This is a genomic window from Serratia sp. K1WW1 (assembly GCF_055790865.1).
In genome coordinates, this window is record NZ_CM147697.1 from 1,532,921 (window position 1) to 1,545,576 (window position 12,656).

Consider the following 12,656-nt stretch of genomic DNA (forward strand, 5'->3'; position numbering starts at 1 on the left):
TTATTTTAAATGGCTTTTTTATTTATTGCTTTTGGCGCTATGGCGGCTAATGAAATGAGTAACCCGGTACCTGCTGCAGTGATTAATGGAAAAATAAAGGCATCTGAGGTTCGTAGCGGGTTTTTTATGTCAAACAGCATCACAATGAAGAACAGGCTGGTGGCAAATGTTGTCGATGAATAAAGCTCACCAACTTTGCCAGGCAGATTTTCAAACTGAAGTGGTGGGCTAACTGTTGAACGCCAGTCCCAAACTAGATGCACCACCATATAACCAAGGCATATGACGCAATAGAAGCGAGTGAGTTGCTCCGCATCCTGTGGTGCAAACCATTGAAAAAAGTGCTCCACCTTAAGCGACTCTTCCTTTCGCGGCCAGACCACCAATAATGACCGCGCCGACGATGGCAAAAGCATATGCAACCCCAGTTGTTACGGTGAACGCGGGGATTAACATGGACAGGCCACCTGATATTGCGAAGCCCAAGCCTGCGCCACCTATGATAGCCTTCACCAGTGTGGTGATATTGAAGTTCATATATCCTCCTTACCCAGACGATTTGCAACAACCCGCTTCCTACAAGCTAATGAAATCATGTGGTTTGCTATTCTTGTTTACTTCAGCGAGCTTGCCCAAAAGATAATCTGCTTGTTCAGTATATGCTCAACAAACTTTGATGTGAACATCACTATGTTCCTTAAATGCTACATAGATTCCATAAATCACATATGGAGTATACTGGCCTTACATCACTTCTAAGATGGTGTTGGACAGGGCGCTAATGCGTTTAAGTAACCCCACGACCGGCGTTATAAGGAATACAGTTTGATTATGATTGCTTAAGATCGGGGGATTTATCCATTATCAACGGGTATGCCAGAAGAGTATTTGTCATGATAACCATCATTCATAAACATCATTTATCCACAGAAAAACCATCCATTAAAATATAAGTCGCCTCTTTGCGTTTATGTTGATCGATCAACGGCACCAGGCGTTTAAAGTGTTCGCTCGCGCAGTGAGCATCCAACGCCGCGCGATCGGGCCACTCTTCGATAAAGATAAAGTGCCCGGCATCCTTTTGGTCGACATACAGATCATAGGCGATACAGCGGGGTTCCTGTTTGGTGGCTGCAACCAGCTCTTGATAAAGCGGTAACACCGTTTCTATCGCTTCAACCTTGATAAAATCTTCGGCAATGACTTTCAACATTTTTATACCTCATCCACTTTGACGACTCGGGTATTGCCTAAGTTGAGTGCTTGCCCGGCATGACCGATTGGTGTCATGCGAGGTATTGGTTGACCGCTGTCGTTTTCCACCAGGCGTGAATAGTCCTCTCCTGCTGCAAAAAGATGGTCTTCTCCCCATTGGCGCAGTGCGACGATAATCGGGAAGATTTCTCGGCCTTTATCGGTCAGCAAATACTCCTGATAGGCGCTGCCATCGGCGGCAGGGCTAACTTGCAAAATCCCCTGGGCGACCAGCGTGCGTAGACGAGTGGAAAGAATATTCTTCGCCATCCCCAAATTCTTTTGAAACTCACTAAACCGGCTGATGCCGTCAAAGGCGTCGCGGATGATCAGTAATGACCACCAATCACCCAGCACATCCAAGGTTCGTGCTACCGGGCATTGAGCATCCTCAAGGCTTTTACGTTTCATGCTGCGACTCCAGAATTATTCTGGTTGCATTATAAAACCTCTTTCACTAAAGTGCATTGAGTTTAATAATGAAACCACTTTAGCGAGGCGCTTGATGAGTGATAAACCGCTGGAAAACTTCCGCTCACAGTCTGTCGAGCTTTTGCCTACGTCACTGGTGCTGCTGTTGGCTGCAGCCTGCGCTTTCAGCGTGGCCAATGTTTATTACGCGCAACCGCTGCTTGACGCCATTGCGGAGGATTTTAATATCAGCCTGGCGAGAGTAGGGATGGTGATTGCGGCGACCCAGGTCGGCTGCGCCTGTGCGCTGTTATTGGTGGTTCCTTTGGGGGATTTGCTGGATCGCCATCGTCTGCTGGCGGTGCAGCAAATACTGTTGATTGCCGCGTTGCTGATGGTGGTGGTGTCTAGTAGCAGTCTGGCGTTACTGGCGGCTATGCTGCTGGTGGGGCTGTTGGGAACCGCGATGACGCAGGGATTGATCGCCTTTGCCGCTACGTTGGCCTCCCCGCAGGAACGTGGACGCGTAGTGGGGGCCGCTCAGGGAGGAGTGGTGATGGGTTTACTGCTGGCGCGCACTCTCTCTGGGTTGCTGGCGGATATCGGCGGTTGGCGAACGGTCTACTTTTTCTCAGCGGCTATTACCCTGATATTGCTCCCTGTTCTGGCTCGTTTATTGCCAAAGCAGCCTGCTTGCGAGTTGAAGTTAAGCTATTGGCAACTGCTGAGCTCAATGCTGGGCCTGTTGCGCCATGACCGGATTTTGCTGATACGCGGAATGTTGGCGTTGTTGATGTTCGCGGCATTCAGCATCTTCTGGAGCACGCTGGTTCTCCCTTTGAGCCAACCCCCATTTCTGTTTTCTCATTCGACCATTGGTGCATTTGGGCTGGTTGGGGCAGTCGGAGCGCTGGCGGCGATGAGAGCCGGGCATCTAGCTGACCAAGGCTGGGGACAGCCAGCTAGCGGAGTGTGCCTGTTATTGCTGATGATCGCTTGGCTGCCGCTTGGGTTGATGGAGCGAGGAATGGCGTACCTGATTGGCGGTATCATCCTGCTGGATCTGGCCGGGCAAGCGATCCATGTCCTCAATCAGAGCATGATTTTCACTGCGCACCCGCAGTCCCATAGTCGCCTGGTTGGGTGCTACATGCTGTTTTATGCCATTGGCAGTGGATTGGGGGCGTTTGCCGGTAGCCATATTTATGCGTGGGCGGGGTGGCATGGCGTATGCTGGCTGGGCGGCTCGGTAAGCCTGGTGGCATTGCTGTTTTGGTGGCGTACGCTGAAATATTGCCGTTGACCCTGTCATATGCCAGAGCAGGGTTATCCAGCCGCTTTTTTTTCCGCCATACCCTGGATAAACAACAATCCCAACGCAATGACGACCGGGATAAACACCAGCATATTCAGCCAGAACCAGCCGAGAATATGCATCATCTGCCCAGATAACAGAGAGGCTAATGCGGTGGTGCCGAAGACAAAAGAGTCATTCAGAGATTGAACCTTCAGCCGTTCTTGATGCGTATAACAAGCGCTCAGCATGACGGTCGCGCTGACAAAACCAAAGTTCCAGCCGACACCCAGCAGGATTAATCCGCCCCAGAACCAGATGACCTCGGTGCCTATCATGGAAACCGCCGCGGCGCAGGCCGTCAGCAATAGCCCGCTGGCGCAGACGTTACGTGGCCCAAAACGCGATATCAGCCTGCCAGTGATAAACGCCGGTGCGTACATGGCCAGAATATGCCATTGGATACCTAATGTGGCGGTGGACAGGCTGTGCCCGTGATGGATCATCGCCAGCGGCGTTGCGGTCATCATAAAGGTCATCAGCCCATAAGAGACCAGGGCTGCCACTGCGGTGGTGATAAAGCGCAATGAACCGGCGATTTCCCCCAGAGAGCGGATTTTATCTGTTGATGCTGTTTGAACGGGGTCGGAAAGCGGGTTTTGTTGAGCCACTAAGCGAGCGGTCATGCGCCGCATTTGCCATAAAAGCAGCAACGCAATCAAGGCCAGTAGAGACTGCCCGAGGAAACTGGCCGACAGGGGGACTGGCAACAGGTTTTGCGTCCAGATCACCAGCTGTGGGCCAATTACCGCTGCCAACAGTCCGCCGAGCATAACCCGGGAGATCGCCACGGGTTGCTCAGGTTTGGCGACATAATCCGTTACCGCAAAACGGTAGCTTTGCACGCACGCCGCGTAACCTCCGGCCATCAGGCAGCCCAGACAGAACAGGATGAAGGAGCCGTTTATGACGCCCCATGCAGCTATTATCCCCCCGATGAACGCACTGAGCGCACCAAGGGTGTAGGCGTTAACGCGCCCAAAGCGGGCTATCATGGCTCCTACAGGTAACACCGACAAGGCCAGGCCAATGTTGAAGAGACTGACCGGTAGCGTGGATAAGGCTTTATTACTGCTTAATGTCTCACCCACCAATCCGCCCAGTGAGATGATAATCGCAGGCGAGGATGCACCTATCGCCTGAAGGGCAAAAAGCAGATGTACGTAGCGCTTTGTTTGTGCGCGGTAGGTGTCTATCCCTGTATTGACGCCAGCCGGATCCACGATGGCTATTCCTTGATGGGTTACGGGTAGTGAATACCTGAATGAATCAGGCGCTATCTCCATGACGCCTGATTCGGTGATAGCGATCAATAGTACCCTAGCAATTTCCACCAGGCGAGGCCGACAACGAAGATCAGAATGACGTTGAACGTCACCACGCAAAAATTGATTTTGTAGAAACGTGGCCGTTCAAAATATCCCTGAGCGAAGTAAATGGGGCCAGGGCCGCCGCCATATTCGGTATTTCCCCACATCAGATTGCTGAAAATACCAAAACAGATGGCAACCATCATCGGCGGCGCGCCAGCAGCGATAGCGGTAGCCGCGAACGGAGCATACAGTGCAGCGACATGGCCGGAGGCCGTGGCAAACAGATAATGCACATAGATATACAGTATCCCCAGAATGACGAACGTCTGCATTGCGCCAAAACCGCTAATAGTGGTTTCGAGCTTGGTGGTCATCCAACTGATAAAACCGAGGCTGGATAGCCCGCCCGCCAGGCTGATGATGACGCTGAACCAGATCACCGTATCCCACGCGGCCTGATCTTTCAGCAGGTCTTTCCAACTCACGGCATGGGTAGCAAACAGATAGGCGGCCAGCCCCAGCCCTACCGTAGTGGCCGATAATCCTGTCAGCAGGCTGGTGCCCCAGCCCAGCAGTGCCAAGATAAAACCCAGCGCGACCTTTTTTTCAACGCCTGACATCGCACCCAGCTCATTGAGAGCACGGCGTCCCATGTCTTTCGCTTCCGGGGTCTTTTTAAGTTCCGGGTTCAAGATCTTATAGACCAGCAGTGGCATCAGGAAAAAGCACACCATGGCGGGTACGACCGCGGCCACGAACCAGCCACCCCAGGTTATTTCTACCCCCAACGAATCTTTTGCCAGACTGCCCACCAGTGGGTTCGCCGCCATACCCGTCAGAAATATGGCACCGGTAATGGGGGTGAACTGGAAGCACACCATAGTCAGAAAGTCGCCGATCTTTTTACCGCTCTTACCTGGTGCCGAACCTAAGACTTCATTGATAGAGCGTACGATGGGAAAGATGATGCCTCCCGATCTGGCGGTTACCGAAGGCATGGCCGGAGCCATAATCAGATCGGATACCCCTAGCGAGTAGGCAATCCCCAGGCTGCTGCCACCAAAAAGTGACAGCATTTTATAGGCGATACGCTTACCTAAACCGGAGGTAACGAACCCCAGTGACAGGATATAAGCGCAGAAAATCAGCCATACTGTCCCACTGGCAAAGCCGGATAAGGCTTTAGCCTCCGTCAGGGTTCCGGTAAAAATGGCTACGCAAAGCGCGACCAGCATGACTGCCCCGGAGGGCAGTGGTTGAGTCAGAATTGCCGCAATAGTTGCTGCAAAGATGGCGAACATTTGCCAAGCCTGTGGTGTTAATCCCTCGGGTACCGGGTAAAACCAGATCGCCAAGCCTAAAAGCAGGGGGATCAGGGTGGCGATAGCTTTTTTCTTTCTGTCGGGTGATCCTGCTGACATAATTATCTCCTTATACAAGGATTGAATTTCCTGCGGATGCGTTAGCCCTGTTTGGCTGATTGCTGTACTGCCCGATCCACCATTTGCGGTGCCATACCCAAATAATTGGTCGGGTCGGTAAGCTGCTCGATCAGCTCTGGTTGCAGACGGCTGGCAATGGCCGGCAACGCGTTCAGCACATCGGCGAGGCGTCCTCCCTGTTCATTGACAATGCGGCAGGCGTCATACACCACATCATGGGCATCCTGGCGGCCAATATAAGGTGCAAGCCCCATCATCACGGCTTCGGCTACGATCAACCCATTCGTCATGTCCAGGTTTTTTGCCATGGCAGCTTCATCCACAATCAGCCCACCGAGCATAAATCTTGCCTGCTTCAGTGCACCGGCGCTGAGAATGAAGCTTTCTGGGATGGCTATCCATTCGGCATGCCAAGGCCCGGTGGCGCGCTCAAGATCCTGGACCATCGCATCCAACATCAACCCAGCCTGTTGACGGACCCCTTTGGCGCAGGCCAGCATAAGTTCACTGGAAATAGGATTGCGTTTTTGCGGCATGGTACTGCTGGCACCACGGCCTTTGACGAAGGGCTCATAGAGTTCGCCGAATTCGTTTGAGGCCATCAGCATGACGTCATAGGCGATTTTGCCCAGTGAGCCGGTGATCAGGCCCAACAGGTTAACGGCTTCGGCAAAACCGTCGCGTGCTACATGCCAGGTGGAGGCAGGAGTGCCCAGCTTCAGCTCTTCCATCATCGCCTGCTGCACAGCCAGCCCCTTATCCCCCAGCGATGCCAACGTCCCGGTGGCTCCGGCGAATTGGCCTACCAGGACGCGCGGGCGGGCTTGCGCCAGGCGTTCGGCGTGTCGATCAAACATATTGAGCCAGATTGCCGCCTTATAGCCGAAGGTGATCGGCAAGGCTTGTTGCAAATGGGTGCGTCCGGCCATTGGGGTGGTTCGGTAGCGCTGTGCCATGTCAGCCAGAATGCGGCGTAGTTCGTTGATATCGGTTTCGATAAGTTCGAATGCATCGCGGATTTGCAGGACTACTGCGGTATCCATAATATCTTGTGTCGTTGCACCCCAGTGAACGTATCCCCCTGAGCTGCCAGCCTGCTTCGATATCTGATGCACCAACGGCAAAATGGGATAGCCAACGATTTCGGTTTCATGACGCAGTAGGTCAAAATCCAGCGTGTCTGCACTGCAGCTGGCCGCAATTTCCTCTGCGGCTTCCGCTGGGATCACCCCACAGCGAGCTTCGGCTTTGGCCAGAGCGACCTCCACTTCGACGTACTTGCGCACCAACTCGCGATCATCAAAAATGGCACGCATTTCCGGGGTACCAAAAGCGTCACGGAACAGAATAGAATCAAGAACATTAGAAGCCATATTGCCTCCCTGAGTGTAAGAATGGTGGTAAGATTTATTTCATATGTCATATAGGGACAGGTGGCTAAACAGCAGCTCGTGAGGTGCGAGGAAACGAGGACTCTTGCTGTTCAGGTTACTTCAAATGTCCGTACATTTGATATGTCCGGACAATATATAATGTACGGACATTTGAGCAAAGCTGTCTTGCTACAACTTTGTGAGGTTGATCTGAAAGTTTTTTCGGGAGTAACGGCCAGACCGCTATGAAAGAATCTCTTTATAAACGTATTGCTCGTGAGCTGGTGCAAAGCATTGCCTCGGGTAAGTACCCGGTTGGCACGTTGCTGCCACCTGAAATGGAGCTGTGTGAACAGTTTGATGTTAGCCGACATACCATCCGTGAAGCTTTGCGTGATATCACCGAGCAGGGATTGATCGTCAGGCGCAAGGGGATTGGCACTCTGATAGTGGAAAAAAAGTCAGACAGCGCGATGAATCACCCGCTGGCCAGCCTGGAAGATTTGCTTTTCCTGGCCAACAACAACCTTCGGGTGGTTAAAAAGATTGATGAGGTGGTGGCTGATGAGGCGCTATCTCAAGTGATCGGCGGTTCGCCGGGTTCGCGCTGGTTACATATCGCCAGTATCCGTGAAGACGGCGCAAAGAAAGACGCGCCCATCTGCTGGACAGACAGCTATACCCGCCTGACTTATGACAAAATACGTCGCCTGGTGCGCAGCGATCCCTACGCATTGATCAGTGAGCTGATTGAAAAGCATTATGGGGTCAAGAGTGAAGAGGTTCGTCAGACCATCACCGCCGTTGGTGTATCGCCGAAAATTGCCAAAGTGCTTGGCGTTGAACCCGGCTCACCCGCGCTGAGAATTGTTCGTCGTTACGTTGACCGTCATGGTGAAACGTTCGAAACGACGGTGTCTATCCATCCGGCGGACCGATACGCTTGTTCTATTGTGTTAAGACCGCAAGCTTAAGGACAACGCTATCTTTGCGGCGAATGCATCAGGTAATACTCTTCGCCGCCGTCACCACCGGTGGAGACGCTCTGCCAGCCGTGCTTGTGGTAGAACGTCAGCGCCTTGTCGTTTTTCACCAGGCACTTGAGCGAGCCGGTTGAGGAAAACGTCTGCTCTGCGGCATGCAATAGCGCGCTGCCCACGCCCTGTGGCGGCAGGTGAGGATCGACATACAGGTTATGAATAAAATTTTCGGCGCGATAAATCGAAACAAAGCCGAGCAGCTTGCCGTCCTGCTCGGCTACCCAGATCTCTTCGCCAATCGTTGAGCGATCAAAGTCTTCCAGCCGGTAATTTCGCGTGTCACGCCAGGTAAAGGCGGCTTGGCGAGCGGCTAGATACAGGCTGCGCAGGAAAGGGCGATCGGCCTCTTGGTAAGGTCTTATGTGCATGGCGGCTCCTGATGATTTGCTAGCACTATAGCTGACAATCAACTCATTTCAACGCTGGTACCCAGCCATTGGCCGATCCCTTCTACTCCGCCGTTGGTTTTGGCCTGCTGCTCAAGGTTATGATGAAGACGCCGTTTATTCCGTTCTTTATCGTTGGCTTTTTGTTCGTCACCTTTATTCCGTTACAAAATCTGCTGCCGGTAGCCGTGCTGGGTGTGGCGTTTGCGGTCTATGAATACTTTAACCAGCAGAAAAAGGCTGCGGCTCCAGCAATCACTTCGGGAGATCTGGAAGATGGCATCTGAAATCAATGTGACCGAAACGGCGCTTGAAACTCTCCCTCGGGCTACCTGGTGGTGGCCCTTTATTTCTCGAGTGATTTAGGAATATAAATCCATTTTATTGTAGATTAAGTCCATTTAATCAGTATAAGACACAATATTTTATAGTTATAAGCCTTGTTGGCTGTAACTGCTAACTCTATAATTTAGTGTGTTAGGTAGCTTTAACTAAGGGGGGGGCAAACATGTTGGACTTAAGCCTCAGTAAGCCGAGTGAGATAGTCAAACTTCTGTGTGAGCGCCTACGTACAGAACGGTTAGCTTTGCAGATGACGCAAGCTGATGTGGCCGCACGCGCTGGCATTGGGGTCAATACGGTGTCCAATTTGGAGGCTGGGCGCAGCGTGGGCTTCGAGAACGTGATCCGGGTAGCCATGGTGCTGGGACGAAGTAAGGAGCTGGAAGCGCTCTTCTTGCCTAAGCTGGATAGCTTGGAGGACATTCTGCGCTATGAAAGCAGTGCCAAGCGTCAACGCACCAAGAGGAAACTCACTCATGCTTGAACAGGTTGATGTCTATTATGATGGCTGGGGTGAGCATTGGCGGTGGGGCACACTGGTTTCTACGACAGCTATTACCGGTCGTCCGCTGATTGCGTTTGAGTTCAGCGACGAGGCGAAGAATAGAGGATTAGAGTTGTCCTCCTTCAGACTTCCTTTGGCAGGGGGCAAGTTACACAGGGATTTCCCACTCCATCAATGGGGGCTACCTGGGCCTGTCTACGACTCGTTGCCAGACGGCTGGGGCATATTGCTGATGGATCGTTTGTTCAAGCGTCGCGGCCTCAATCCAGCACGTATTGGCCCATTAGAACGCTTGGCCTACATTGGCAATAATGCCATGGGGGCAATGTCGTTCGAGCCTGTGGCACCCGAGGGGCTAGTGCCTGAAGTGCATCTTGCCGTTGAGCGGCTGGCCGCAGAAGTCCAAGAAGTGCTCAATGGTGAGGGAGGGGAGTTCCTGCAGCAATTGCTGCAGGTGGGCGGTTCTCCGCAAGGTGCCAGGCCAAAGGCCCTGGTTTATCGCGATCCTCAAAGCGGAACATTTACCACCGCTTCCATACCAGGATTTGAAGCCTGGCTGATCAAGTTTCCGGCCAAACAAGAGCATCCCGAAGTGTGCGCTATCGAAATGGTCTATGCCGAATGCTTGCGCACGTGCGGTATCCAGACCCCCGATACTCAGCATTTCACCCTGCCTGATGGGTTGGCGGCCTTCGCGATCAAACGCTTTGATCGCCAAGACGACCTACGCGTGCCTATGCAAAGTCTTGCCGCGTTTACCGGAGCCGATTACCAAACTGCTGGCACTTTGGACTACGTAAATTTCTTGCGTGCAACTCAGTTATGTACCAATGATATGCGGCAGAAGGCGCTCGCGTTTGAGCGTGTAGTCTTCAATATTGTGTTCAACAACCGAGACGACCACCCCAAGAATTTTTCCTACATCATGTCATCTACCGGTGAATGGAAATTAGCTCCCGCCTACGATGTCACTTTTTGCGAAGGGCCGGGCGGGTACCATCAGATGGACGTGATGGGCGAAGCTTTGGAGATCTACCGAGAAGGTCTGCTAGCCCTGGCGGATGAAGCAGAAGTCCCAATGGATACGGTTGGCAGCATCATTGATCGAATGTGTGACGTGGCCAGCCAGTTTGCGACTATAGCTCGTAACATGTACCCAAGTGCGATCACGCAAGATACCCTGCGCACTATTCAACATCGCATTGACGAAAACATCGATCTGCTGCGCTAAACCTGGGGTTAAGTACTCAAGGGCCACGGCCCGAAGGTTATAACCCTTTCACCGCAATCAACGCGGTGTTTAACTTAGTTACCGCCTGCTTGGCAGTAAACGGTCGGCGGAATTAGGATCGATCTCGTCATGCAGGCGGCGGAACCAAAAGGCTTCATTCCTCTCGGTTTGAAGCCCTGAAAAATCGCTCAAGCGTCAGCGTTTACTTCACATCGACCTGATAGAAAATGTGTTTGCCGAACGGGTCGATTTCGTATCCGGTGACCTCTTTGCGCACCGGCTCAAAAATCGTCGAGTGGGCAATCATCACCGCAGGCATCTGATCGTGCATCATCTGCTGGGCTTCTTTGTACAGCGCTACACGTTTTTCGTGGTTACTTTCTGCGCGAGCTTCCAGGATCAGCTTATCAAACGGCTGATAGCACCACTTCGACGAGTTAGAACCGCCGTTGGCTGACGTGCAGCTATACAACGGGCCAAAGAAGTTATCCGGGTCGCCGGTTGCCGTGGTCCAGCCCATCAGTGCGGCCTGATGCTCGCCGTTTTTCACCCGCGTCAGGTACTCGCCCCACTCGAAAGTGACCACTTTGGCCGTTACGCCTACTTTCGCCCAGTCGGCCTGGATCATCTCGGCCATGCGCTTGGCGTTCGGGTTATACGGGCGCTGAACCGGCATTGCCCACAGGTCGATGGTCATGCCGTTGGCGAAGCCAGCTTCTTTCAGTAGGGCTTTGGCCTTCTCCGGATCGTAATCGTAGTCTTTCAAATCCGCATCGGCACTCCACACGCCCGGTGGCAGTATATTTTTCGCCGCTGTGCCGGTGCCGTGGAAAACCGCCTCGATGATCGCCGGTTTATTGATGGCCAGCGCCAATGCCTGACGGACCTTCACGTTATCCAGCGGTGCTTTCTGGGTATTAAATGCCAGGAAGCCGGTGTTCAAGCCCGCCTTTTGCATCAGGTTGATGTCTTTATTTTCCCTCATGCGTGGCAGATCTGCCGGGTTAGGGAACGGCATCACCTGGCATTCATTTTTTTCCAGCTTGGCGTAACGGATCGATGCGTCCGGCGTGATAGAGAACACCAGACGGTCGATGTTCGCTTTGCCCTGCCAGTAATCAGGGAAGGCGCTAAACAGGATGCGGGAGTCTTTATGATACTGCTTCAGTTCAAACGGTCCGGTGCCAATCGGCTCCATATCCACACGCTCTGGTGTGCCCGCTTTCAACATGCTATTGGCGTATTCCGCCGAGAGAATTGAGGCAAAATACCAGCCTAAATCGGCAACAAACGGCGCTTCCGGATGGGCCAGAGTGAAACGCACGGTATGGTCATCAACCTTGTCGATGGCGGTAATTAACTTGCCAAACTCCAGGCTTTCGAAGTTGGAGTAGTTGCCGTTGGAAACGTTGTGATAGGGATGGTTTGGATCTTTCTGGCGCATAAACGAGAAGATCACATCATCGGCGTTAAAATCGCGCGTTGGCTTGAAATATTTGTTGCTCTGGAACTTCACCCCTTGGCGCAGATGGAAGGTATACACCTTACCGTCTTCGCTGACGTCCCAGCTTTCCGCCAAGCTAGGCTGCAGTTCGGTGGTACCGACTTTGAAATCCACCAGTCGGTTATAAATCGGCACCGCGCTGGCATCTACGCTGGTCCCGGAGGTATAGAGCTGCGGGTTAAAGTTTTCAGGTGATCCTTCTGAACAATAGACTAACGTTTTTGCTGCTACCCCAGAGCTTATTGAGAGCGCTGCTATGGTCAGCGCAAGCTTTGTAATTTTAATTATCATCACTATCTTCCTGTTGGTGAACCTACCACTGAAAAATAAAGCTTGTACTAAAGCGCTTAATAAATAACATTAAATTTACATTGTCAGCAAACAACATCGAACGATAACAATGAGGTCAACGCTAGCCTCGGTAAAGGCGGTCGTTGGCAAAAATAAACTCTAACGAAAGGGTGAATTCTGAAAGATTGCTCTGGTGATCCTAGCCATGGA

Annotated in this window: 13 protein-coding genes and 1 pseudogene; 5 read left to right on the forward strand and 9 right to left on the reverse strand. The window is 52.3% G+C overall.

Annotation, left to right across the window (positions count from 1 at the left end; all coding sequences use genetic code 11):
• Positions 1-5 precede the first annotated feature (5 nt).
• The 4 genes from ACX9GU_RS06995 to ACX9GU_RS07010 all read right to left on the reverse strand — a co-directional run bounded on the left by ACX9GU_RS06995 (position 6) and on the right by ACX9GU_RS07010 (position 1,665).
• On the reverse strand, positions 6-350 hold the full coding sequence (locus tag ACX9GU_RS06995) for a hypothetical protein (RefSeq protein WP_473194280.1): 345 nt from the start codon (positions 348-350) through the stop codon (positions 6-8).
• 1 nt (position 351) lies between these two features.
• Complete coding sequence (locus ACX9GU_RS07000; RefSeq protein WP_473194281.1) at positions 352-537, reverse strand: hypothetical protein; 186 nt, start codon at positions 535-537, stop codon at positions 352-354.
• A 379-nt stretch (positions 538-916) separates the two neighbouring features.
• Entirely contained in the window at positions 917-1,213 is a 297-nt protein-coding gene (locus ACX9GU_RS07005) for a putative quinol monooxygenase (RefSeq protein WP_473194282.1), read from the reverse strand.
• 2 nt (positions 1,214-1,215) lie between these two features.
• On the reverse strand, positions 1,216-1,665 hold the full coding sequence (locus ACX9GU_RS07010; protein WP_021178833.1) for a winged helix-turn-helix transcriptional regulator: 450 nt from the start codon (positions 1,663-1,665) through the stop codon (positions 1,216-1,218).
• A gap of 94 nt (positions 1,666-1,759) precedes the next feature.
• Between ACX9GU_RS07010 and ACX9GU_RS07015 the strand changes: the two genes are divergently transcribed.
• Positions 1,760-2,968 (forward strand): MFS transporter, encoded by a 1,209-nt coding sequence (locus tag ACX9GU_RS07015; RefSeq protein WP_473194283.1) that lies wholly within the window; start codon positions 1,760-1,762, stop codon positions 2,966-2,968.
• 23 nt (positions 2,969-2,991) lie between these two features.
• On the opposite strand, the gene ACX9GU_RS07020 is transcribed toward ACX9GU_RS07015, so the two are convergent.
• From ACX9GU_RS07020 to pcaB, 3 genes are all read right to left on the reverse strand, one after another.
• The gene (locus ACX9GU_RS07020) at positions 2,992-4,242 is read right to left on the reverse strand and encodes an MFS transporter (protein WP_473194284.1); all 1,251 of its coding nucleotides are present in this window, start codon (positions 4,240-4,242) and stop codon (positions 2,992-2,994) included.
• Between the two features lie 86 nt (positions 4,243-4,328).
• Complete coding sequence (locus ACX9GU_RS07025; RefSeq protein WP_186486093.1) at positions 4,329-5,753, reverse strand: DASS family sodium-coupled anion symporter; 1,425 nt, start codon at positions 5,751-5,753, stop codon at positions 4,329-4,331.
• 41 nt (positions 5,754-5,794) lie between these two features.
• Entirely contained in the window at positions 5,795-7,147 is a 1,353-nt protein-coding gene (gene pcaB / locus ACX9GU_RS07030; RefSeq protein WP_473194285.1) for a 3-carboxy-cis,cis-muconate cycloisomerase, read from the reverse strand.
• Between the two features lie 245 nt (positions 7,148-7,392).
• Here pcaB and ACX9GU_RS07035 point away from each other — a divergent pair, with 245 nt between their 5' ends.
• Positions 7,393-8,121: a GntR family transcriptional regulator gene (locus ACX9GU_RS07035; RefSeq protein WP_071683899.1), complete on the forward strand. Its 729-nt coding sequence runs from the start codon at positions 7,393-7,395 to the stop codon at positions 8,119-8,121.
• 8 nt (positions 8,122-8,129) lie between these two features.
• Here ACX9GU_RS07035 and ACX9GU_RS07040 read toward each other — a convergent pair whose 3' ends face one another.
• A complete protein-coding gene (locus ACX9GU_RS07040) occupies positions 8,130-8,555 on the reverse strand; it encodes a GNAT family N-acetyltransferase (RefSeq protein ID WP_473194286.1) in 426 nt (141 codons plus the stop codon).
• 89 nt (positions 8,556-8,644) lie between these two features.
• Here ACX9GU_RS07040 and ACX9GU_RS07045 point away from each other — a divergent pair.
• The 3 genes and pseudogenes from ACX9GU_RS07045 to ACX9GU_RS07055 all read left to right on the forward strand — a co-directional run.
• A pseudogene (locus tag ACX9GU_RS07045) lies at positions 8,645-8,860 on the forward strand (PTS sugar transporter subunit IIC); the annotation flags it as partial.
• A gap of 221 nt (positions 8,861-9,081) precedes the next feature.
• Positions 9,082-9,399, forward strand: coding sequence for a helix-turn-helix domain-containing protein (locus ACX9GU_RS07050; protein WP_024485815.1), 318 nt, complete (start codon positions 9,082-9,084; stop codon positions 9,397-9,399).
• A complete protein-coding gene (locus tag ACX9GU_RS07055) occupies positions 9,392-10,651 on the forward strand; it encodes a type II toxin-antitoxin system HipA family toxin (protein WP_473194287.1) in 1,260 nt (419 codons plus the stop codon). The genes ACX9GU_RS07050 and ACX9GU_RS07055 overlap by 8 nt, the downstream gene beginning before the upstream one ends.
• Positions 10,652-10,853: 202 nt before the next feature.
• Here ACX9GU_RS07055 and ACX9GU_RS07060 read toward each other — a convergent pair whose 3' ends face one another.
• Positions 10,854-12,446 carry an ABC transporter substrate-binding protein gene (locus tag ACX9GU_RS07060; RefSeq protein WP_473194288.1) on the reverse strand — a complete coding sequence of 531 codons (1,593 nt, stop codon included), beginning with the start codon at positions 12,444-12,446 and terminating at the stop codon, positions 10,854-10,856.
• Between the last annotated feature and the right edge of the window lie 210 nt (positions 12,447-12,656).

Bases quoted from the DNA above. Each gene is read 5' to 3' on its own strand.
- ACX9GU_RS07025 (WP_186486093.1), bottom strand. From the start codon at position 5,753: ATGTCAGCAGGATCACCCGACAGAAAGAAAAAAGCTATCGCCACCCTG.
- ACX9GU_RS07005 (WP_473194282.1), bottom strand. From the start codon at position 1,213: ATGTTGAAAGTCATTGCCGAAGATTTTATCAAGGTTGAAGCGATAGAA.
- ACX9GU_RS07035 (WP_071683899.1), top strand. From the start codon at position 7,393: ATGAAAGAATCTCTTTATAAACGTATTGCTCGTGAGCTGGTGCAAAGC.
- ACX9GU_RS07055 (WP_473194287.1), top strand. From the start codon at position 9,392: ATGCTTGAACAGGTTGATGTCTATTATGATGGCTGGGGTGAGCATTGG.
- ACX9GU_RS07000 (WP_473194281.1), bottom strand. From the start codon at position 537: ATGAACTTCAATATCACCACACTGGTGAAGGCTATCATAGGTGGCGCA.
- ACX9GU_RS07050 (WP_024485815.1), top strand. From the start codon at position 9,082: ATGTTGGACTTAAGCCTCAGTAAGCCGAGTGAGATAGTCAAACTTCTG.
- ACX9GU_RS07015 (WP_473194283.1), top strand. From the start codon at position 1,760: ATGAGTGATAAACCGCTGGAAAACTTCCGCTCACAGTCTGTCGAGCTT.
- pcaB (WP_473194285.1), bottom strand. From the start codon at position 7,147: ATGGCTTCTAATGTTCTTGATTCTATTCTGTTCCGTGACGCTTTTGGT.
- ACX9GU_RS07060 (WP_473194288.1), bottom strand. From the start codon at position 12,446: ATGATAATTAAAATTACAAAGCTTGCGCTGACCATAGCAGCGCTCTCA.
- ACX9GU_RS07040 (WP_473194286.1), bottom strand. From the start codon at position 8,555: ATGCACATAAGACCTTACCAAGAGGCCGATCGCCCTTTCCTGCGCAGC.
- ACX9GU_RS07010 (WP_021178833.1), bottom strand. From the start codon at position 1,665: ATGAAACGTAAAAGCCTTGAGGATGCTCAATGCCCGGTAGCACGAACC.